General features: G+C 63.4%; 16 protein-coding genes. 6 read left to right on the top strand and 10 right to left on the bottom strand.

The annotated features are described in order from the left end of the window. Window positions 1-3: 3 nt before the first annotated feature. Both K3152_RS13900 and K3152_RS13905 read right to left on the bottom strand, forming a co-directional pair. The gene (locus K3152_RS13900) at window positions 4-1,518 is read right to left on the bottom strand and encodes a DNA polymerase Y family protein (RefSeq protein WP_247713463.1); all 1,515 of its coding nucleotides are present in this window, start codon (window positions 1,516-1,518) and stop codon (window positions 4-6) included. Between the two features lie 65 nt (window positions 1,519-1,583). Then, window positions 1,584-2,366, bottom strand: coding sequence for a hypothetical protein (locus tag K3152_RS13905; protein ID WP_221574739.1), 783 nt, complete (start codon window positions 2,364-2,366; stop codon window positions 1,584-1,586). 149 nt (window positions 2,367-2,515) lie between these two features. On the opposite strand from K3152_RS13905, the gene K3152_RS13910 reads away from it, so the two are divergent. Further along, window positions 2,516-3,001: a pyridoxamine 5'-phosphate oxidase family protein gene (locus K3152_RS13910; RefSeq protein ID WP_221574740.1), complete on the top strand. Its 486-nt coding sequence runs from the start codon at window positions 2,516-2,518 to the stop codon at window positions 2,999-3,001. A gap of 81 nt (window positions 3,002-3,082) precedes the next feature. Here K3152_RS13910 and K3152_RS13915 read toward each other — a convergent pair whose 3' ends face one another. Then, window positions 3,083-4,495: a sodium-dependent transporter gene (locus K3152_RS13915; protein WP_221574741.1), complete on the bottom strand. Its 1,413-nt coding sequence runs from the start codon at window positions 4,493-4,495 to the stop codon at window positions 3,083-3,085. A 135-nt stretch (window positions 4,496-4,630) separates the two neighbouring features. Here K3152_RS13915 and panB point away from each other — a divergent pair, with 135 nt between their 5' ends. Beyond that, the gene (panB, locus tag K3152_RS13920; RefSeq protein WP_221574742.1) at window positions 4,631-5,506 is read left to right on the top strand and encodes a 3-methyl-2-oxobutanoate hydroxymethyltransferase; all 876 of its coding nucleotides are present in this window, start codon (window positions 4,631-4,633) and stop codon (window positions 5,504-5,506) included. 16 nt (window positions 5,507-5,522) lie between these two features. Continuing rightward, on the top strand, window positions 5,523-6,593 hold the full coding sequence (locus tag K3152_RS13925) for a DUF475 domain-containing protein (RefSeq protein WP_221574743.1): 1,071 nt from the start codon (window positions 5,523-5,525) through the stop codon (window positions 6,591-6,593). Here K3152_RS13925 and K3152_RS13930 read toward each other — a convergent pair. From K3152_RS13930 to K3152_RS13950, 5 genes are all read right to left on the bottom strand, one after another. After that, on the bottom strand, window positions 6,523-7,527 hold the full coding sequence (locus K3152_RS13930; protein ID WP_221574744.1) for a bile acid:sodium symporter family protein: 1,005 nt from the start codon (window positions 7,525-7,527) through the stop codon (window positions 6,523-6,525). The genes K3152_RS13925 and K3152_RS13930 overlap by 71 nt on opposite strands. Before the next feature lie 23 nt (window positions 7,528-7,550). Further along, a complete protein-coding gene (gene prsR / locus K3152_RS13935; protein WP_221574745.1) occupies window positions 7,551-8,918 on the bottom strand; it encodes a PEP-CTERM-box response regulator transcription factor in 1,368 nt (455 codons plus the stop codon). After that, window positions 8,918-11,026: an XrtA/PEP-CTERM system histidine kinase PrsK gene (gene prsK / locus K3152_RS13940; protein ID WP_221574746.1), complete on the bottom strand. Its 2,109-nt coding sequence runs from the start codon at window positions 11,024-11,026 to the stop codon at window positions 8,918-8,920. Before prsK ends, prsR begins: the two co-directional genes overlap by 1 nt. A 192-nt stretch (window positions 11,027-11,218) precedes the next feature. Next, window positions 11,219-11,515: a hypothetical protein gene (locus tag K3152_RS13945; RefSeq protein WP_221574747.1), complete on the bottom strand. Its 297-nt coding sequence runs from the start codon at window positions 11,513-11,515 to the stop codon at window positions 11,219-11,221. A gap of 82 nt (window positions 11,516-11,597) precedes the next feature. Next, window positions 11,598-12,983, bottom strand: coding sequence for a helix-turn-helix domain-containing protein (locus K3152_RS13950; RefSeq protein ID WP_221574748.1), 1,386 nt, complete (start codon window positions 12,981-12,983; stop codon window positions 11,598-11,600). A 156-nt stretch (window positions 12,984-13,139) separates the two neighbouring features. Here K3152_RS13950 and K3152_RS13955 point away from each other — a divergent pair, with 156 nt between their 5' ends. Beyond that, window positions 13,140-14,738: an isocitrate lyase gene (locus K3152_RS13955; RefSeq protein ID WP_221574749.1), complete on the top strand. Its 1,599-nt coding sequence runs from the start codon at window positions 13,140-13,142 to the stop codon at window positions 14,736-14,738. A 22-nt stretch (window positions 14,739-14,760) separates the two neighbouring features. After that, a complete protein-coding gene (locus tag K3152_RS13960) occupies window positions 14,761-14,943 on the top strand; it encodes a hypothetical protein (protein WP_006832439.1) in 183 nt (60 codons plus the stop codon). Between the two features lie 76 nt (window positions 14,944-15,019). On the opposite strand, the gene K3152_RS13965 is transcribed toward K3152_RS13960, so the two are convergent. Both K3152_RS13965 and K3152_RS13970 read right to left on the bottom strand, forming a co-directional pair. Continuing rightward, window positions 15,020-16,360 (bottom strand): amidohydrolase, encoded by a 1,341-nt coding sequence (locus K3152_RS13965; protein WP_221574750.1) that lies wholly within the window; start codon window positions 16,358-16,360, stop codon window positions 15,020-15,022. Window positions 16,361-16,485: 125 nt separating this feature from the next. Next, on the bottom strand, window positions 16,486-18,285 hold the full coding sequence (locus tag K3152_RS13970) for an SLC13 family permease (RefSeq protein WP_221574751.1): 1,800 nt from the start codon (window positions 18,283-18,285) through the stop codon (window positions 16,486-16,488). 476 nt (window positions 18,286-18,761) lie between these two features. On the opposite strand from K3152_RS13970, the gene K3152_RS13975 reads away from it, so the two are divergent. Beyond that, window positions 18,762-21,272, top strand: a 2,511-nt coding sequence (locus K3152_RS13975) for a DUF7507 domain-containing protein (RefSeq protein ID WP_221574752.1), incomplete at its 3' end; no start/stop codon positions are given.

Here is a 21,272-nt window from a genome sequence, read left to right on the forward strand (position 1 = left end):
TTCTCAGGCACACAGCCCCTGTAGATACCAGTCGGGCGCACCCCCGCGCCCGTCGCCCACGATACCCAGCCGGTAGATCCAGTAGCGCCGTCCGCGCTGGTCCTCGATCCGGTAATAGTCGCGCAGCCGCGTGGCCCCGCGCTCGCGCCACCATTCGGGCGCAATGCGCTCCGGCCCCTCGACGCGCGTGACCTCATGCACCTCGCCCCGCCAGCGGAAACGCTGCGGATAGCCATCGGGCGTGGCGTAGAGCACGGCGATTTTCTCCGCGCGATCGAGCAGCTTGAGCGGGCGCTTGTGGAAGGCGAGCTGGCCCTGGCTCACCGGTTCGGGTTCCAGCGGAGGATGCCAGCGCTGGGCTCGTTCGGGAATGTGGCTGGCGAAGGGCACGGGGCGGCTGACGGCGCCCTCGCCCAGCCTCACGGTGAGCCGGTCGACCAGCGCGGATAGCGCAATGCCGTGGTTCTCGGCCGCCGCCTCGATATCGCCCTGCTCCAGCGCCAGGGGCTCGGCCCAGCTCGCGCGCAGGCGCAGCATCTCGATACCGAAACCGGCATCGATATCGTCGAGCTTGGCTGCGAACAGCCGCACGATATGCGCCGCCTCGCGTGTGGCGGCAGCGAGTTCGAGGCGGCGCACCGTCACCTCTCCATCGACACGCCATAGGCCCAGCTCGAGCCTGCGCGCGCCCTCGCCCCGCCCTTCGAGTTCGCGCGCCATGTCTTCGGCAAGGTCGGCCACCACTTGGTCGAGCAGCTGGCGGTGACGGATGGGCTCGAGCAACCGGCGCTGGACCAGTGGCATTTGCTGCGGGACCACGGGCAGCAGCGGCTCGGGCACGCGGCCCAGCAGCTGGTCGAGCCGGATGAGCGGGTTGGCGGCAGGCGACTTGCGGTTGCGGAAGCGGCGCTGGATCGCGTCGCGGCCAATCGTGGTGAGTTCGCCCAGCTGCTTGAGGCCGAGACGGCGCAGCACGGTGACCACGTCCTGGTCGAGCCGGAGCGCGGCGACGGGAAGGCCCGAGAGAGCGCGCATTATGTCCTCATCCCCGCGCCCGCCGATGATGCTGCCCGGGGCCGCATGGTGCGACAGCGCCCAGGCCGCGCCCGCCGTGGGAGCGATGGCGCAGCGCATGGTCAGCTCGCGCTTGGCAAAGGCCTGCGCGACATCGGCCACCAGCCCCTCCTCGCCGCCGAAGAGATGCGGGACGGCGGTTACATCGACCAGCAAGCCGTCGGGTGCGTCCATCGCCGACCACGGCCCCCAGCGCTGCGCCCAGACGGCGAGCTTTTCGAGGAAGGCGAGGTCGCCTGCCGGGTCATAGGGCGCGGTGACGATTTGCGGACAAAGCGTGCGCGCATCAGCGAGCATCATCCCCACCCTCGCCCCGGCGGCAGCGCCTGCGCGACCCACCGCCTCGATACGCGGCCCGTGCGCGGTGTCGGCAATCAGGACGAGCGGCTTGTCGTCGAACTCGCGCCGTTCGGAGGCGCCCTGCCGCCAGCGGTCCATCGCCATGGCGGGAAGCCAGATGGAAAGGATGCGGCGGGTCTGGGGAGGTGACAGGCCCGCCGCGGGCGCATTCACGCGCGGCGGGGCGTGCGGCGATGCTGCAGCCCCGCTGTCCAGTTCGCCACCGCCCGGTCGGCGTCCTCGCGCGCCTTGCTGGCGGTGAGGCGTGTGCCGGTTTCGGCGAGCACCCATTCGCCCGGAGCGTGGCTGCAGGCGCGGAAGAGTTCGGCTTTCCATGCAGGCTCGCCCGGTGCCTGCGCGTTCCATTCGGCTGTGCTGGAGGGGGCCGAGGTGACTTCCCACCGCATCCGCGCCGAGGACAGGTCGCGCCCCGCATCCACGCGCAGCAGGAACAGCGGCACGCCATGCTTCTGCGCGGTCAGCGTCAGCCGGCGCGAGGCGGTGAAGTCGAGCGCTTTCGGATTGCCCGACATCTCCCCGATGACGAAGGCCAGCTCGCGGCAGCGCAGCCCCTCTTCCATCGCGAAGAGCGCATCTTCCGCTTTCTCGGCCAGCACATGGATGACCCGCGCCTGCAAATCCTTCGGCAGGCCGGCGCGATAGGGCCGCCCGCCGAGCCGTGCCGCATCGCGGGTCTGGACCCACAGGACGGAGCGGCGGTCTTCGGCCTCCTGTCCTTCGCCGCGCGGGGTGTTGCGCCAGTCGTCGAGCGCCAGCGCGAGTGCTGCGCCTGCCCCCGCCCCCTCACGCGAGGAGACAAAGATTTCGCTGTGCAGCGCCTTGCCTTGTTGGACCGCAAGACCGGGCCGCCAACGCGCACTGCGCCGCGCCGAAAGCGTGGCGACATCTTCGAAGGCCGTGGTCGGCAGGGAGGAAAGGTCTGGCTGGGACATAGGGAATCGACTCGTCTGTTCCCATTATGTTCCATCTCGTACAGATTCGCAATTCATCCTTTCACAGCCCCGCTCCGGCGCAGGAAACGGAACATGCGGCCCGCACAATTGGTTGAACGGGCAAACGCAAACACGAAAAGGGCACCACAATGAAATATTCCGACGGCAACCCCGACGCGCTCAAGAAGAAGTTCTGGCTCGCGCTCGACGACTCGCCCTTCCTCTTTCTCGAACTCGACGGTCAGTCGGACACTTCGGTCCCGATGACCGCCCAGCTCGACAAGGACGCCAACAGTTCGATCTGGTTCTTCACCCACAAGCACTCCGCCTTCGCCAAGCTCGGCAAGGTCAAGGCGAGCTTCGCCGGCAAGGACCACGACATGTTCGCACGCTTCGATGGCACGCTTGCAGTCGAAACCAGCAAGGAGCGTTTCGACCAGTTCTGGAACAACTTCGTCGAAGCCTGGTACGATGGCGGCAAGGACGATCCCGACATCCTGTTCCTGCGCATGGATCTCGGCGATGCCGAAATCTGGAGCGGCGACCTCGGCCTGCTGAACACGGCCAAGATGGCGCTCGGAATGAATGTCCACGATGAGGCGGAAGAACGCCACGTGGAATCGGTCGATATCTAATTCGACCCAATAAGTAGAAAACGAGTCGCGAAGGGCCGCTCCACACCGGAGCGGCCCTTTTTGCGTCAGCCCCCGTTTTCGTCAGCCAAAGATGCCGAAGAACAGGATCACGGCCAGGATGATCGGGCAGACATAGCGAACCAGCGCGCGCCAAGTCTGGTGCAGGACGCCATCGAGACCGTTCTCGTCGTCGATCAGCTTCGCATCGGCCACCCAGCCCACGAAAATGCAGGTCAGAATCGCGCCGATCGGCATGAACAGTTTCGCCGTCACACCGTCGAGCGCATCGAAGAAGTTCGCTTCTGCAAAGAGCGGGATGAAAGCGAGCGGCCGGAAATCCGCCATATCGTTGAACGACAGCGAAGACAGGACGCCCAGCACTGCGGCGCCAAGCCCGACAATGATGGTCGCCGTCATGCGCGACATCTTGAACCGGTCCTTCACGAAGGCAACCGGAGCCTCGAGCAGCGAGACCGAACTGGTCAGTGCCGCGAAGAACACCATGATGAAGAACGCCAGCCCGATCAGCGACCCGAACGGCATGGCCTGGAACGCGATCGGCAGCGACTGGAACATCAGGCCCGGGCCGACGCTCGCCGAAAGACCTGCGGCAAAGACAATCGGGAAGATCGCGAGGCCTGCCAGCAATGCCACTGCCGTATCGGCACCGGCGATAATGCCCGAGGTCGCGCCGAGGTTGGTGTTGCGGCTGGCATAGGAACCGTAGGTAATCATGCCTGCCACGCCGAGCGAGAGCGAGAAGAACGCCTGCCCGACAGCGGCCAGCATGACCTCTCCGGTCAGCTTGCTGAAATCGAAGGTAAAGAGATAGGTGACGGCTTCGGAGAAATTCCCGGTGAAAGCGCCATAAACCGTGATGCCGAGGAACAGTAGGAAGAACAGCGGCATGAGATAGACCGCGACCCATTCAATACCGCTCGACACGCCGCGCGCGACGAAAAATATAGTCGCCGCGAGAAAGCCCATGTTGAGGCCGATCATCAGCATCCCGTTACCGAAAAGGCCGGGGAGCAAACTCTCGATATCTTCCGCGGCCCTCCCCTCGAACGCGCCTCCGGTCAGGCCGGTCTGGAAAAGGTCGCCGAGGAAGACCCCGATATAATACACGACCCATCCGCCCACGACGCAGTAGAAGCTGAGGATGAGGAAGGCGGCGAACACGCCGAGCGAACCGATGACGCTCCATCCCTTGGACGCCCCCGAATCCTGAGCGACCTTCTGCACGCTATCGGGCGCAGATGCCTGTCCGTGACGTCCAATCAGCACTTCCGACAGCAGGACGGGCAGTCCGATCAGCAGGACGCAGAAAACGTAAAACAGGACGAAGGCCCCGCCGCCGTTCTCGCCCGCCTCTGCGGGAAAACGCCACATGTTGCCCAGACCCACGGCCGAACCGACTGCGGCGAGAATGAATGCACTGCGCGACGACCAGTTCTCGTGGCCTGCCGTTGCGCCCGAACCTGCTGCTGCCATTTTGGTAATTACCCTCTTGTCGCGCGCATCCCGGTGGCGCGTTCTCCCGTATGCGCGCCTATCTGCATCGAATCCGCGGCCACGCCAAGAGGGAAGCTTTGCCTTTGCACGGCGCGCTCGCTAGACGCGTGCCCCATGTCGACGACCTTCCAGCTCGATACGAGCACCAGCAGAGCCAATCCCACGCCCCAGCCGATGAAGCGGCTGACGGTCCCGAAAATCCGCGCGCACAAGGCGGATGGCGAGACCAAGGACCCGCTGGTTATGCTGACCGCCTATACGGCGCGGCAGGCGCAGCTGCTCGACGCGCATTGCGACATGCTGCTTGTGGGGGATTCGCTGGGGCAGGTCATTTACGGCCTGCCCTCGACCATTCCCGTCACCCTCGAGATGATGTCAAACCACGCCGCTGCGGTGGTGCGCGGAAGCTATCACTCGGTGGTCATCGTCGACATGCCCTTCGGCTCTTATGAGGCCTCGAAGGAACAGGCCTTCGAAAGCGCCTCGCGCCTGCTGAAGGAAAGCGGCGCGGCGGCGGTGAAGCTCGAGGGCGGCGAGCAGATGGCCGAGACCGTCGCCTTCCTCAACCAGCGCGGCATCCCGGTGATGGGCCATGTCGGCCTGACCCCGCAGGCAGTCAATGTGCTCGGCGGCTACATGGCGCGCGGGCGCGATGACGCCGAAGCCGAAAAGATTGTCGGCGATGCGAAGGCACTGGACGAAGCAGGGGCCTTTGCCATCGTCTTGGAAGGCGTGCTCGAGCCCATCGCCATCGAAGCGACAAAAGCAGTTTCCTGCCCCACCATCGGTATCGGCGCCTCGGCGCAATGCGACGGGCAAGTGCTGGTGACCGAAGACATGCTCGGCATGTTCGAACGTGTGCCGCGCTTCGTGAAGAAATACGAGAATATCGCCGAGGTCATTTCCAGCACCGTCGGCAAATATGCCGAGGAAGTGCGCAGCCGCAGCTTCCCCACCAGTGACCAGACTTACCAGCCGAAAAAGAGCTGAGGGACCTACACCCCCGATGGAAACCATCCGCAAGTATTACACTTTCTCGCTGTTCTTCACCGCGGTCTGCTTCGCCCTGGCCGCATGGTACGGATGGAGCAGCACCGGCTCGGTAACCGCGACGCTCGGCATCCTCTGGATTGTCCTGGTGCTGTCGATCCTCGAAGTCTCGCTCAGCTTCGACAATGCGGTGGTGAACGCCACCGTGCTGCGCGACATGGACCCGGTCTGGCAGCAACGTTTCCTGACCATCGGTATCCTCATCGCCGTATTCGGAATGCGGATAATCTTCCCGATTGCCATCGTTTCGCTGGCGGCACAGGTCGGTCCGATGGAGGCGGTATCGCTCTCGCTCAACAATCCCGAGCGCTATGAACAGATCGTATCCGATGCGCATGTATCTATTGCGGGCTTCGGCGGGGCCTTCCTCGCCATGGTGGGACTGACCTTCTTCTTCGAAGAGGACAAGGAGGTTCACTGGATTGCCGCGCTGGAGAAGACCATCAACAAGTTCTCCAACGTCCCCGCGGTGGAAATCGGGCTGGTCCTCGCCCTCGTCTATGGCGTGTCGACCGTCCTGCCGCCGGAAGATTCCATCACCTTCCTCACCGCAGCCATCCTCGGCCTGATCACCTTCATCGCAGTCCACGCCATTGCCGCGATTATCGAGGCACGCGAGGCGCGCAAGAAGGCCGCCGGAGAGATCGTGAAGTCGGGCCTCGGCGGGTTCCTCTATCTCGAGGTGCTCGATGCAAGCTTCAGCTTCGACGGCGTCATCGGCGCCTTCGCGCTGTCGAACAATATGGTCATCATCGCGCTGGGCCTTTCGGTCGGGGCAATGTTCGTCCGCTCGATGACCATCCACCTCGTGCGCACCGGCACGCTGGCGCAGTATCGCTATCTCGAACACGGCGCGTTCTGGGCGATTATCGTGCTCGGGATCATCATGCTGCTGTCGGCACGCTGGCACATTCCGGAGACGATTACCGGCCTGCTCGGCGCGGTGCTGATCGGGCTCAGCTTCTGGTGGTCGGTGCGGCACAATCGCCGCCACCCGGAGGATGCGTCGCTGTCGACAGACGACTAGCGAGCGGCGCTGCCAGCACCAGCTGGAAGAAGTGGTAGAGCAGCAGCGGCAGGATGATGAAGCCTGCCTCCTCGCGCGCGAAGAGGATGGTGGCGAGCGGCACGCCGACCGCGGCGCTCTTCTGGGCACCTGCAAAAAGGAAGGCGATGCGGTCGCGGCGGGGTAGCGCAAGCGCGGCCGAGGCCAGCCACGCGCCGCCATTCCCGATGGCAAGTAGGGCGGCAATGCCGATGGCGAGGAACACCCAGGCCAATGGGTCAAGCCTGCCCCAGATGCCCTGCTCCACTGCCCCCGAAAAGGCGACATAAACCGCCAGCGCAATGACCAGCCGGTCGAGCCAGACTACGCGCGCTTTGTTCTGCGTCACCCAGCCTTGCGTCCAGCCTTGCACCGCTTGCCCGATGACGAAGGGCAGCAGGAGGATGAGCGCAATCCGCTCGATGGTTTCCATGCCGACCGCGCCCTCGCCCGTACCGCCGAGCAGGAGGAATATCGGCACCGAGACGAACACGCCGAGGATGTTGAGCAGCGCGGCGGAAATGACCGACAGGCCGACATTGCCCTCGGCCAGCGTGGTGTAGGACGTAGCCGATTGCACAGTCGAAGGCAGCACGCCGAGATAGAGAAACCCGATAGCCACCAGCGGCGGCAGGCCGAAGGCGAGCAGTTTGCTCAGGCCCAGTCCGGCAAGCGCCATGGCTCCGAATACCCAAAGCACCATCGGGAGGATGAAGCGCCAGTTGAGCAGCCCTCGCCCAATCTCGGCCCGCGAAACGCGCATGCCGTTGAGCAGGAACAGCGTGAAGATACCGACATTCGCCACGTCCTGCGCCGTGCCCGATTGCGCGGCGGGTATCGGCAGGACAGCCGCAAGCACTACCGCAGCGACCAGCAGGCGCAGCATCGGGTCGGCAAGTATCGTGCGGAGCGCCATCGCCCCTGCCCTTAGCGCGTGGCCTAGCTCGCCTGCAAATCGTATTGCTTCAAGAGGTCGTAGAGCGTCGGGCGGCTGATGCCGAGCAGCTTGGCGGTCGACGAGATATTGCCCTGGCTGCGGGCCAGCGCCTTGCGTATCATCCGCCGGTCGGCCTCTTCTCGCGCCCGCTTCAAATTGAGCGCCAAATCGTCACCCTCCTCGCCTTCGCCAAGGTCGAGGTCCTCGGCATTCACCAGCTTGCCATCGGCCATGATAACCGCGCGTTTGACGCGGTTTTCGAGTTCGCGGACGTTGCCCGGCCAGTTCCAGCTGTCGATGGCCGCCAGCGCATCGGGCGCAAAGCCCTTCACCTGCGGGTTCATCTCGGCCGAGAAGCGCGCGAGGAAATGCTTGGCCAGCAGCACGCCATCGCCCGGGCGCTCACTCAGCGACGGGATTTTCACCACCACTTCGGCGAGGCGGTAGAAGAGGTCTTCGCGGAACGTCCCCTCGCCGATCATCGCTTCCAGGTTCTGGTGCGTGGCGCAAACGATGCGGGTGTCGACCGGAATGGCCTTGCGTCCGCCGATGCGTTCGATGACGCGCTCCTGCAGGAAGCGCAGCAGCTTTACCTGCAGCGGCAGCGGGATGTCGCCCACCTCGTCAAGGAACAGCGTGCCCCCGTCGGCGAGTTCGATCTTGCCCTCGGTGGTCTTCACGGCCCCCGTGAACGCGCCCTTTTCATGCCCGAACAGCTCGCTTTCGAGGAGATTTTCCGGAATGGCCGCGCAGTTGATGGCAATGAATGCCCCGCTGCGCCGGTCGCTCGCTTCGTGGAGGCCCTTGGCGAGGAGTTCCTTGCCCGTCCCGCTCGCGCCCAGCAGCATGACCGAGACATTGGTCGGCGCGACGCGCTCGATAGTGCGCGCGACCTTGGCCATCTCGGGCGCAGCGGTAATCATCGTGCCGAGGACGGTCTTGTCCTCGCCCACCTTGCCCGCCAGACGGCGGTTCTCGCTCTCGATATTCGCCAGCTTGAACGCGCGCCCGACAATCAGGCCCAGTTCCTCGATATCGACCGGCTTCTGGTAGAAATCATAAGCCCCGCGCTCGATCGCCTGAAGCGCGCTTTCGCGTGCGCCATGGCCCGAGGCGACCACCACCTTGGTGTCGGGCTTCATCTCCATGATGGCATCGAGCACGGCAAAGCCCTCGCTCGTGCCGTCGGGGTCGGGCGGCAGGCCGAGGTCGAGCGTGACCACCGCGGGTTCCTCGCTGCGCAGCGCGGCGAGAGCCTGGTCACGATTACCCGCAATCACCACGTCGTAATCGTCATAGGCCCATTTCAGCTGCGCCTGCAGGCCTTCGTCGTCCTCGACAATCAGCAGCTTGGGTTTGGCGTCAGCCATCAGGCGCTCTCCGCTTGTTTTGCGGCGCGCGGGCCGGCGAGGATTTCATTGGCCGACTTTAGCGGCAGCGAGATCGTGAAGCGCGTGCCCAGTCCCTCGCGCGATTCAACTTCGAGCCGTCCGCCCATCGCGCGGACCATCTCGCGTGCTTCGAAGGCACCGATGCCGAAGCCGCCTTCCTTGGAGGACACGAAGGGCTTGAAAAGACTGCTGCGCAGGAACGCCGGGCTCATCCCCTGCCCGCTGTCGATGATCTGCACCACGCCGGCCAGCCCGTCGCTGTAGACTTCGAGCATGACGGGGTTGTCGGTATCGGTCGCATCGATGGCGTTCTGCACGATATGGGCGAGCGCCTGTTCGAATGCATCGGGTTGGCCGGTGACCTGTACGGCCTCGCCGCGAACCAGCATCACCTTGTGATTGCGCGCGAACCGGTCGGAGACAGTCTTGACGATAGCGCCCATATCGAAGGCCCGCACCTCCTCCTGCCCGCCTTTCCCATAGCGCCCCAGCCGAGCGAGCATGGTGTTGAGCTTGTCCGCGCTGTTCCTCAGCGTCACCAGCATGTCCTTGCGGAATTCGGGCTTGTCTGCATGCTTTTCAGCATTGCGCAGCAGCAGCGACATCTGGCTCGAGAGGTTCTTGATGTCGTGCATCACGAAAGCCATCCGGCGGTTGAATTCGTCGAACCGCGCGGCTTCCGACAGTGCCTCTTGCCCGGCCTGTTCGGCAAGGTAGCTCGCGAGCTGCTGGCCGACGATGCCGAGGAGGTCGAAATCTTCCCAGTCGAGCTTGCGCTCCACCAGCGGACGGGTGAGGACGATGACGCCGACAAGCCGGTCATAATGGAGCAGTGGCACCGCTGCCCATGCCTTGGGCTGCTCCACCAGCCACTGCGGCACGAAGGCAAGCTCGCCCTGATGCTCGATGCCCGCCCGCGCCTCGTCGAAATCGAGGATCAGGCCGTCGCGCTCGAAAATGGTCGCCATTTCGGAGGCGAAAGGATTGTTCGGCACCTCGAGGCCCGGCCAGCGCCAGTGTCCTGCCGGCTCGAGATTCCCCTCGTCATTGGCGAGGAAGAGGAAACCGGAAGGGCTGTCGGTGATGTCGGCCAGTGCCTTGACGGCACGCTCGGACAGGCTCGCCTCGTCCAGCCCGGCGCGCCCGATCGTCCGGGTAAAGCGGATCCACTCGTTGCGATAATCGTAGCGGTGCTTGAACAGGTGCTTGATCGCCGTCACTTTGAGCCACCCGCGCAGATGCTTCGAGGGCAGCCAGATCAGTGCCAGCGCGCCTGCCGCAATGACCAGACCGACCTGCGTGAGGCGCGCGGCATTCCCGGTCAGCATGTCGAGCCAGCTGGCAAGGCCGAACATCACCAGCAGATAGGCACCGATGATGGCCAGCGACAGCATCTGGAAGGTCGCCGCGCGCGAGGGACTGAACGTCAGGCCCGATGCCTTGCGATTGAAGCCGAGGGCGAAGGGAACGGCGATGAAGGCTATCGCCAGGCCGCGCAGCGCCACCAGTTCCTGCGGGAACCGGCTGGCGAGATAGGCGACGGTGTAGAAATTGAGCGTGAAAGCCCACATCCCCGCCATGGCCGCCGCATTCCACCGCAACATGCGGCGCGAAGGCTGCGAGGCACCGGCATAGAGATTGTGCAGCAGCACCAGCGCGCCGACCGCGACCAGCCCGCGGAACAGGGCCGCAGTCTCGAAGGTCAGTTCGGCCAGTTCCTGCGTCACCGCATAGCGATGCCCCACCAGCAGGAGGACGAATTGCAGGACTTCGACGAAAGCCAGCGATGCCGCAACCGGTCGGACCAGCCGCAAGGTCTCATCGCGCCCGTCGTTTGCGAAAAGGCGGAAGAGCACGAAAATCCATGCGAGGTTTGCAGCAATCTCGGTGAGGCCGACAATCGCATGGTTGTAACGGAAGCTGGCCGCGGCAAAGCACCAGTTGGCGGTCAGCGCCAGCGCGACCACACCCGCCCAGCGGTCGGACCGGTCCTCGGCCCCACTACGCGCAATCCACAAGGCCGCAAGCCCGCTGACAACCGCGCCGATGGAATAGAAAATATAACAAAGCGAGCCGGCCCAATCCATCAGGCAGGATCCCGCATTTCAGAAACAAAAACCCCGGTCATGAACCCGGCCCCCGCGCGGCTGTAATTACAGTTTCCGCTTTTATGACGGGAATGGTGAAATGTCGGTAAATTTTACAGCCCGAAAACGAAGAAGGCGACACCTCCCGTCAGGGAAGCGTCGCCTCGCTTAACGTTTGCTGGATACCGCGGCTTAGTTGTCGACCGCGTCCTGCGCAGCTTCGCCGGCGTCCTGTGCCGCGTCGCCGATCTGTCCGGCAGCCTCGCCCACCTCATTGGCAGCATCGGCTACTGCGTTATCCTTGGCCACTTCAGCGCCACTCATCTGCGAAAAAATGAACAGCGCCGCGATGCCGAGGACGACAATCAGAAGGATGATACCCCAGCTGGTGCCGCCGCTCTTTGCCGTGCCAGTGTCAGTGACGACGGTATGCGTGGTGTGGGTATTTCCCGCGCTGTCGGTCGTCTCGGTAATGCGTTCTTCGGTCATGGTTTTTCCTTCCTGGTACCTCAATTGTGACGAAAACGCGGCAAGGGTTTCGCCGGTTCCGGATAAAGAGGGTTAACGGTGTTCAGGAAGTCTGGCCGAACTCGAACGGCGTTGTCCCGCGGCGCATGCGGTCGAAGTGCAATTTCCGCCCACGCGGCGGCAACGAACGCTGCGGACAGCCCTCGCGATAGCAGCGCGCGCAGCCGGGTCCGATTGGCTGCGCATCGTTCGGCCTCAGCGACATGTCCCTCGCCTGTGCGAGCTCGGTTGCGAGCACAGCCTCCACTCCGACAGCGACCACGAAGCGCGCTTCTCCGGGCGCGCCGCTTCCCTCGACACTGCGCATCATGGTCAGCCAGCCCCCCTGCCCCTCGCCCGCATCGTCGAGACTGACATATTGCGTCACCAGCTCCCCTCCGCGCTCGAAAGCACGGTGCGCGTCCCACAGGGGGCAGGAGACATCCTCGCCGGCAAAGCGCGCGGTGCTGGCGCCCATGAAGCTCTTGGAGAATTGCCCAGCACGGTCGAGGCGTATCATGAAGAACGGCAGCCCGCGCTGGCCGACGCGCTGGAGCGTGGTGAGGCGGTGGGCCAACTGCTCGAAACTGACCGAAAAGCGCCGCTCGAGCACGGGAAGGTCGTAGCCGGTCGCTTCACAGGCGCGAAGGAAACGACCGTAAGGCATCAGCAGGGCAGCAGCAAAGTAGCCATCGAGATGCCGCTTGAAGAGCGCGCGGGCGGCCTCGTCCTCGAATTGCGCGCCCTGCGCCACGCCCATGATGTCGTCCTGCTTTTCAAGCTGGGCAATCTTTAGCGCGAGCTGGAAATTGCGCGATGCCGGGCCGAGCATTTCCGAAAGCTGGACCTGCCGTGCATGGAGGTCGAGGCGGCTGAGACTGTCGGGCAGCACCTCGCGTGGCAATATGCGGACCGAGAGCTGGTGGCGTTCGCGCAGTCGCTCGGTCAGGGCAAGGCCGATGTCTCCGCGCGAAAGGCGCATTTCGTCGGCCAGCTCCTCTGCCGCATGGTCGAGGTCGGCGAAGTGGTTGCGCCAGCGCTCGATTTCGCGGCGCGAGGCGTCGAGCGGATCGTCCGACATTTCCGCTGCCGGGCCGGCCTTGTCGTAGAGCCGCGCGAAAGCGGCGGCGACCTGCGGGGCGGCGGAGAGGAATTCGTCTAGTTCCTCGCGGTCGATATCGAGGTCGGCGAAGCGTTCGTCGGCAAAGCGGCGGGCGAGGCCGTCGAGTCCGCCGATGGCTTCGTCCTCGCGGATGGAGCGCGGGTCGAAATCGAATTGCTCGACCAGCGCCATGACCACGCGCGCGCTGACAGGGCGCTGGTTGCGCTCGATGAGGTTGAGATAACTCGGCGATATGGAAAGCCGCGTGGCCATCGCCGCCTGGGTCAGATTCTCGCGCTTGCGCAGCCGCTTGATGGCGGGACCGGCGCGGACGGCATCATCGGCCATTTGTAAATTCCTTTACATATTTACAGACGATCTACGCCGCAACCAAGCTTTCTGACAAGATATTTTGTAAATTTCCCTGCCCGAATCGCCTTCTGAAGCGCATTGTCACTGCAACAGCCCGCCATGTGCAGGGCACCACGGACAGGAGACTACGCCATGACCTACCAGAGCCACATCGCGAAGATGAACGAGACCATCGCCCAGAACGGCGACAGCTGGGCTGCCATCGATGCTGCCAGCGCTGCCCGCATGGCCGTCCAGAACCGCTTCCCAACCGGCCTCGACATCGCGCGCTACACCGCGAAAATCATGCGCGAGGACATGGAAGCCTATGACAAGGACCCGGCGAACTACACCCAGTCGCTCGGTTGCTGGCACGGGTTCATCGCTCAGCAGAAGATGATTTCGATCAAGAAGCATTTCGGCAGCACCAAGCGCCGTTACCTCTACCTTTCGGGCTGGATGGTCGCCGCGCTGCGCAGCGAATTCGGCCCCCTGCCCGACCAGTCGATGCACGAAAAGACGAGCGTGCCCGCGCTGATCGAGGAACTCTACACCTTCCTCAAGCAGGCTGACGCACGCGAGTTGGGCGGCATGTTCCGCGAGCTCGACGAAGCCAAGGCAAAGGGCGATGCGGTTGCCACCCACCGCCTCCTGAAGGAAATCGACGAGCACCAGACGCATGTTGTGCCGATCATTGCCGATATCGATGCCGGTTTCGGCAATGCCGAGGCAACTTACCTGCTCGCTAAGAAGATGATCGAGGCCGGTGCCTGCGCGCTGCAGATCGAGAACCAGGTGTCGGACGAAAAGCAGTGCGGCCACCAGGACGGCAAGGTTACCGTTCCGCACGAGGACTTCCTCCAGAAGATCCGCGCGATCCGCTATGCCTTCCTCGAACTGGGCGTTCCCGATGGCATCATCGTGGCGCGTACCGACAGCCTTGGCGCTGGCCTGACCAAGCAAATCGCCTTCTCGAAGGAGCCGGGTGACCTGGGCGATCAGTACAATGCCTTCCTCGATTGCGACGAAGTCGATCCTGCCGACATCAAGAACGGCCAGGTCTTCATCAGCCGCGATGGCAAGCTGCTTGCCCCCAAGCGCCTGCCCAGCAATCTCTACCAGTTCCGCGCCGGGACGGGTGAAGACCGCTGCGTGCTCGATTGCATCACCGCGCTCCAAAATGGTGCCGACCTGCTGTGGATCGAGACCGAGAAGCCGCATGTCGAACAGATTGCCGGCATGGTCGACCGTGTCCGCGAGGTGATCCCCAACGCGAAGCTGGTCTACAACAACTCGCCCAGCTTCAACTGGACGCTGAACTTCCGCCAGCAGGTCTATGATGCGTGGGAGAAGGAAGGCAAGGACGTGTCGGCATACGACCGCGCCAAGTTGATGAGCATCGACTACGACGGTACCGAACTGGCCGCCGAAGCCGACGAGAAGATCCGCACCTTCCAGGCCGATGCCGCGAAGCGTGCCGGTATCTTCCACCACCTCATCACGCTGCCGACCTATCACACGGCCGCGCTGAGCACCGACAATCTCGCCAGGGAATACTTCGGCGATGCTGCGATGCTCGGTTACGTGAAGAACGTCCAGCGCGAGGAAATCCGCCAGGGTATCGCCTGCGTGAAGCACCAGAACATGGCCGGTTCGGACATCGGCGACGATCACAAGGAATACTTTGCCGGCGAAGCGGCCCTCAAGGCCGGCGGCAAGGATAACACCATGAATCAGTTTGCAGCAGCCTAACGGAGAAAAGAGGATGACTACGATGACCGAAGACACCCCGAAGACCGAGCCGGGCCGCGCACGTGCCCTGTTCTCGACCGCCGACTTCCGCCTCCTGCGCACCGCTCTCACGAGCTACGCACGCCAGACGGAAGATCGCGAGGAGCTGGCGAAGATCAACGCCCTGCACCACCGCCTCGGCACCTACGTCCCTTCGGACGGCTAACACCCCTTTCACAATTCTCCTGGGGAGGAGAAACGGCTGCCGGAGTGCCCCAACACTCCGGCAGCCGTCAATTTGTCTAGCCTCCCTTCGCAGGCATCAAGTCGAGCGCCGCCCCGGCAAGCGCCTCGGCCCCGGTGCGGACCACCGCTTCGGCGTCGGGAGCCCAGAACGGCGAATGCAGCGAGGGGAGCGGCTTGCCCTCCTCCTTCATCGCCTTGAGCATCGCCTCGGGGGTGCCGCTGATCCAGAAGATCATGCTCTTCACGCCTTCGGGGTCGGCGCGGCGGAACTGGCTGAAGTCCTCGCCGCCCATCACCGCAGGCCATTCCATCACCCGCTCGTCACCGAAGCGCTCGCGAAAACCCGTGGCGAGTTGCTGGCTGAATTCGGGATCGTTGTAGGTCGAAGGCGTATAGGGGTCCTCCACCGTCACCACCGGATAGAGTTCTTCGGGCAAGCCTGCCGTAATCGCTTCGCCCCGCGCCACGCGGCGGATTCCGTCGAGCAGCAGCTTGCGACTCTCGTCCGAATAGCTGCGCACGGTCAGCTGCAGCTTGGCTTCGTCCGAGATGATGTTGTGTTTCGCCCCTGCATGGAAGCTGCCCACCGTAATCACCGCCGGGTCGAGCGGCGAGGAATTGCGGCTCACCACCGTCTGCAGCTTCATGACGATGGCGCTGGCGAGCACGATGGGGTCGCGCGTGGTGTGCGGATAGGCCCCGTGACCGCCCACGCCCTTCACATGGATGTCCACGCTGTCGACATTCGCGAGCGCATAGCCGGGCGTGAAGCCGACCGTTCCGGCCGGAGCAGGTGCGGCGGCGTCATGGAAGGCGATGGCATAATCCGGCTTGGGAAAACGGGTGTAGAGCCCGTCTTCGAGCATGGCGAGCGCTCCCAATCCAAGCTCTTCGGCCGGCTGGAGGATCATCACCAGCGTCCCCTGCCACTCGTCCTTGCGCTCGGCGAGAAGCTGCGCAGCGCCGATGAAGCCTGCCATATGCGTATCATGCCCGCAGGCGTGCATCACGCCCGTGGTCACACCGCTGGCGGGCGTGGCGGTTTCCTTGCTCGCATAGGGCAGGCCCGTCTGTTCGATGACCGGCAACCCGTCCATGTCGGCGCGCAGCATGACGGTCGGCCCGTCACCGTTCTTCATCACCGAGACCACGCCGGTCTGGCCGACGCCTTCGGTCACTTCGAAACCGAGATCGCGCATACGCTGAGCCAGCTTGGCCGCGGTCTCGTGCTCCTCGAAGCTGAGCTCGGGATGCGCATGGAGGTCGCGGTAAAGCTCCATCAGTTCCGGCATATCCTCGTCGAGCGAGGCGCGCAGGTCGTTCGCCTGGGCGGGCGCTGCGAAAGTGGTGGTCAGGGCGGCAGCGGCTTCCAGCAATGTTGGACGCAAGTTGGACATGTCTTCGGCAATCCCCTCAGCTTGGAACAGGTGGAACACGGTCCATGGGCTGAATTCCCTGTACTGGCCCCGTGCGTTTATGTTCGGCGCAAGACTGGCAGAGCCCCGCCAAATAGGAAAGCGCCTTAAAGGCCGTAGGTCAGCACCAGCCCGACCGAGAGTGCCGTGACCATGATGGCGACCAGCGGCACACCCGTCTTCACATAGTCACCGAAATCATAGCTGCCTTCGGCCATGATGAGCATGTTGGTCTGGTAGGCGATGGGCGTCGCATAGGAGAGGTTGCAGCCGAACAATACGGCCAGCACCAGCGGCTCCGGCGGCAGGCCAAGCTGCGCGGCGATGGCGAAGGCGATGGGTGTGCCGACAGTCGCCGCCGTCGCGTTGGAGGCGAAATTGGTAAGCACGGTCACGAAAACCATGATGGCGGCGAGCACGAGTGCGGGCGACAGGTACTGGAGACCGACCGACAGCCCCTCGCCCAGCCACATGGCAGCGCCGCTTTCGTCGATGATGCGGCCGATCGAAATACTGGCAGCCACCAGCACGATGACCTGCGCGGAAAGCGCGCGTCCCACGCGGTCGAATTTCACGCAGCCGGTCACGAACATCAGGATGGCGCCTGCCAGTGCGGCAATCGCAATCGGCACCAGCCCGAAGGATGCCAGCGCCACCGAACCGGCCATGATTGCTGCTGCCAGCCATGCCTTCGAACGGCGCGGCAATTCGCGGCGACCTTCGAGCTGGAGCAGACTGTCGCCGCTTGCAAAGGCCTCAAGGTCCTGTTGCAGCCCCATCACCAGCAGCACGTCACCTTCGCGGATGCGGATGTCGCCGACGTCGCTGAACTCGTCCTTCTGGCCGATGAGCGTATCGGGCCGGTGGATACCCACCACGGCCACGCCATAAAGGTCGGCAATACCCGAAGTCGGCAGCGTGCGGCTGTTGAGACGGCTGTCGGCGGTGACCGTCATCTCGACGACCTGGATATCCTCGCCCGTCTCACCGTGTTTGCGCTGGATTCGCTCCAGCACCCAGCCCGGTGCGGCTTCCCCGCGCATTACCGCGATGGCTTCCTCGATGGCATCGTGCGTGCCCGAAACCTTGATCCGCTGGCCGGGGCGAAACAGGCCTGGTTTCACATCGTGGAATTCGATCCCCGAAGGCAGGCGCGGCGCGATCTGCGCCAGCTCGCGCCCGTTGAGCAAGCTGTTTTCGGTCACGCGCAGGCGGGTAAAGAACCGTCGCTGCTCATGCGTCAGTTCGACCCGGTTGTCGTCGAGCATCTTCGGCATGACCAGCCACAGATAGGGCAAGGCCACTATGGCGGCAGCCAGCACGATCGGGGTGAAGTGGAACACGCTCATCATCGGCATGCCGAGGTCGACGGCAATCGAGACGACGAGGATATTGGTGGATGTGCCGATCGTCGTCGCCAGTCCGCCGATCAGCGAAGCCGCGTTGAGCGGCATCAGCGTTTTCGAGGCAGGCATGGCACCGCGCGCCGCCAGCGTCACGAATATCGGTATCAGGAGGACGAGCACTGGCGTGTTGTTCACGAACATCGACAGGAAGAATGCCAGCGCCAGCGAGATGAGCAGGCCAAGCTGCAGGTTGAACTTGAAAACCCGCTCCAGCAGCCGCGCGGCAGGGTCCAGCGCGCCCGTCACGATCAGGCCCCGCCCGAGGATCATGAGCGCGCAGATTGTGATGAGCGCGTAATGGCCGAAGCCGCCGAAAGCTATGGCGAGACCATCGGTCGGCGACTGCCCTTCGAGCGGGAAGAAATAGAGACCCACGGCAATCACCGCGATGGTCAGCAGCGAGATGATCTCGATGGACATGCGGCCGCGCGCAAAGGCGACGAACATGGCGATGGTGACAACCATGGCGGCTATCGCGTGGTAGGAAGGCATCCCGATCATGCGAGCCGCTGAATCACAGGTTCAACCCGTAAGGGCAAGCAAATTTTCAGCGAAGATTCCACGACTTCGCCTCCCGAGTCGCTTTGTCCGCGAGCACGGATGTTTCGCGAATAGCAATGGCGAGAGTGTTGGTTTTCAACATCTTAATTGATTTCGGCGCCACCGCATTGACTCCGGTTGCAATAGCGTTAACCATATTTGCAACTTCGCAGTATCAAGCGAACGGGTCTCCAACGAACACAATCAGGGCCGCAGCCGCTTCGGGCAAAGGACTTATCGCGTCCCTTGTCCGCTCTGGATTCCTCTCGGGGGAGAGCAGGATGGTAGCCCTGGATGCAACGATGAGTGGCGCGCTTGACGTGACCAGCCGCGGTGCCCGGCTATCGGCTGTCCCGTCCCTTGCCTGTGTCTCCCCCGAACCCTCCCACCGTCCTGCCAGTCCGCTGGCCGGCCTGCCTTGCTGAAAGCCCAACCCCATGGAACATCTTATCGACGCCCGCGACCTCGACGATCCCAACACTCCCGAAGACGAAAGCGTCGATGATGCGCTGGGTATCCTGGTTGAGAAACTCGATGACGGCACGGTTTCCGGAACTGGCACCTACACGCCGTTCCTGCGCCAGAACGCGACCGGTCAGGACCAGGCATCGCAGGGTTTCAATACCGACGACGGTGCCGCGCTCGCCAACAACAACAGCGGCGAACTCGACATGGACGCCTCGTTTACCCAGGCGCTTCGGCTCGGTGACATCCCCATCGTTTACGTCGATCCGGATGGCGATGGTGTTTACGACTACTATTACGAGCTGCGCCTCGACATCAACGAGGAGAACAACGCCGGAACCGATGCCAACGGCTCGCCGAATGTCGAACTCGCGCTCACCGAACTGCAGATCTACACTTCCGCCCAGCAGGCCACTCTCGCCGATTACAATACGCTGACTTACGAGGACCGTGCGCTTGGCACGGATGACTCTGTCTTCGACCTCCAGTACGACCTCGATGCCGGAGAAGACCGCACGATCCTGCTGCAAGACACGAATTCCGGATCGGGCGAGGATGATTACATCTTCTACATTCCCGTCTCGCTCTTCGGCGATGCCGAGGCCGACCATTATTTCACCCTTTTCTCGCAGTTCGGGCCCAACCCGGACGAAGGCGCGACCTTCGAGGAATGGCGCATCCGCGACAATTCCCAGATCGACGGCTTCAAGTTCAACGACCTCGACGGTGACGGTATTTACGACCCCGGCGATGGTGAGACCGGCCTCGATGGCTTCACCTTCTACATCGATGCCAACAACAACAACCAGCTCGACGAGGGTGAGCTGACGGCCGTTTCGAGCAATGGCGGCGTATTCACTTTCTACGGCCTGCTCGCCGGCACCTATACGATCCGCGAATTGGACAATGACGACTGGGAACTGACCACCGGCAACGGCGAAGGCGACCACTTTGTCACCATCGACGTCGCAGGCGAGGATGCATCGCTTCTCGTCGGCAACTTCCTGCCGGTACCCGAGCTCCTGATCACCAAGACCGGCCTCACCGACGAAGGTGAACCCTGCATCGACGTGGTCGGCGAGGATATCGTCTGGACCATCGAGGTCACTCGTGCCGGAAATGTCGACCTAGAAAACGTGGTGGTCACCGATGACCGCGTCGACGGCGGCGCGACCGCGCTGGTTCGCAACGATGCGCTCTCGACCGGCGATGACGACGACATCCTCGAGGAAGGCGAGACCTGGGTCTACACCTTTACCGAGACTGCCACGCAGGATATGATTAACAGCGGCTCGACCGTCACCAATACGGCCTATGCCAATGCCACCGCAGTTGGATATGGCACGGCCGCCGATCAGGTCGATGACGATGCCAGCCTCGAAGTGTGCCAGGATCCGGTCATCCAGATCAGTAAGGAAGGCGAGACCAGCGACGGCCAGGATTGCATCGATGTGGTCGGCGAGGACATCGTCTGGACCATTGAGGTCACCCGTGCAGGCAATGTCGATCTCGAGAACGTGGTGGTCACCGACGACCGCTATATGGACGGGATGACCGCGCTGGTCCGCGATGAAGGCCTCTCCACCGGAGACGGCGACAATGTCCTCGAGGAAGGCGAGACCTGGGTCTACACCTTCACCGAGACTGCGACGCAGGATATGATCAACAGCGGCTCGACCGTCACCAACACCGCCTATGCCAATGGCGATGCGGTGGGCACGGGCGATGCGGCTACGCAGGTCGATGACGACGCCAGCCTCGACGTGTGCCAGCACCCGGAAATCCAGATCTCCAAGGAAGGCACGACCGACGACGGTCTCGAATGCATCGACGTGGTCGGCGAGGACATCATCTGGACCATCGAGGTCACCCGCGCAGGCAATGTCGATCTCGACGATGTGGTGGTCACCGACGACCGCTATCTCGACGGGATGACCGCGCTGGTCCGTGATGACGGTCTCTCCACCGGCGATGGCGACGATGTCCTCGAGGACGGCGAGACCTGGGTCTACACCTTCACCGAGTCGGTCACGCAGGACATGATCAACAGCGGTTCGACCGTCACCAATACGGCGACCGCCAACGGTAATGCGGTCGGCTCCGACGTCGCGGCCACCGAAGTGGAGGACGACGCCAGTCTCGATGTGTGCCTCGACCCGGTCATCCAGATCAGCAAGGAAGGCACGACCGACGACGGGCTGGAATGCATCGACGTGGTCGGCGAGGACATCATCTGGACCATCGAGGTCACCCGTGACGGCAATGTCGATCTCGACGACGTGGTGGTCACCGACGACCGCTATCTCGACGGGATGACCGCGCTGGTCCGCGACGACGGCCTCTCCACCGGCGATGGCGACGACATCCTCGAAGCAGGCGAGACCTGGGTCTACACGTTCACCGAGACGGTCACGCAGGACATGATCAACAGCGGTTCGACCGTCACCAATACGGCGACCGCCAACGGTAATGCGGTCGGCTCC

This window comes from Qipengyuania polymorpha, from assembly GCF_019711435.1.
Taxonomy (GTDB): domain Bacteria; phylum Pseudomonadota; class Alphaproteobacteria; order Sphingomonadales; family Sphingomonadaceae; genus Qipengyuania; species Qipengyuania polymorpha.

Bases quoted from the DNA above. Each gene is read 5' to 3' on its own strand.
- K3152_RS13900 (WP_247713463.1), bottom strand. From the start codon at position 1,518: ATGGCGATGGACCGCTGGCGGCAGGGCGCCTCCGAACGGCGCGAGTTC.
- K3152_RS13905 (WP_221574739.1), bottom strand. From the start codon at position 2,366: ATGTCCCAGCCAGACCTTTCCTCCCTGCCGACCACGGCCTTCGAAGAT.
- K3152_RS13910 (WP_221574740.1), top strand. From the start codon at position 2,516: ATGAAATATTCCGACGGCAACCCCGACGCGCTCAAGAAGAAGTTCTGG.
- K3152_RS13915 (WP_221574741.1), bottom strand. From the start codon at position 4,495: ATGGCAGCAGCAGGTTCGGGCGCAACGGCAGGCCACGAGAACTGGTCG.
- panB (WP_221574742.1), top strand. From the start codon at position 4,631: ATGTCGACGACCTTCCAGCTCGATACGAGCACCAGCAGAGCCAATCCC.
- K3152_RS13925 (WP_221574743.1), top strand. From the start codon at position 5,523: ATGGAAACCATCCGCAAGTATTACACTTTCTCGCTGTTCTTCACCGCG.
- K3152_RS13930 (WP_221574744.1), bottom strand. From the start codon at position 7,527: ATGGCGCTCCGCACGATACTTGCCGACCCGATGCTGCGCCTGCTGGTC.
- prsR (WP_221574745.1), bottom strand. From the start codon at position 8,918: ATGGCTGACGCCAAACCCAAGCTGCTGATTGTCGAGGACGACGAAGGC.
- prsK (WP_221574746.1), bottom strand. From the start codon at position 11,026: ATGGATTGGGCCGGCTCGCTTTGTTATATTTTCTATTCCATCGGCGCG.
- K3152_RS13945 (WP_221574747.1), bottom strand. From the start codon at position 11,515: ATGACCGAAGAACGCATTACCGAGACGACCGACAGCGCGGGAAATACC.
- K3152_RS13950 (WP_221574748.1), bottom strand. From the start codon at position 12,983: ATGGCCGATGATGCCGTCCGCGCCGGTCCCGCCATCAAGCGGCTGCGC.
- K3152_RS13955 (WP_221574749.1), top strand. From the start codon at position 13,140: ATGACCTACCAGAGCCACATCGCGAAGATGAACGAGACCATCGCCCAG.
- K3152_RS13960 (WP_006832439.1), top strand. From the start codon at position 14,761: ATGACCGAAGACACCCCGAAGACCGAGCCGGGCCGCGCACGTGCCCTG.
- K3152_RS13965 (WP_221574750.1), bottom strand. From the start codon at position 16,360: ATGTCCAACTTGCGTCCAACATTGCTGGAAGCCGCTGCCGCCCTGACC.
- K3152_RS13970 (WP_221574751.1), bottom strand. From the start codon at position 18,285: ATGATCGGGATGCCTTCCTACCACGCGATAGCCGCCATGGTTGTCACC.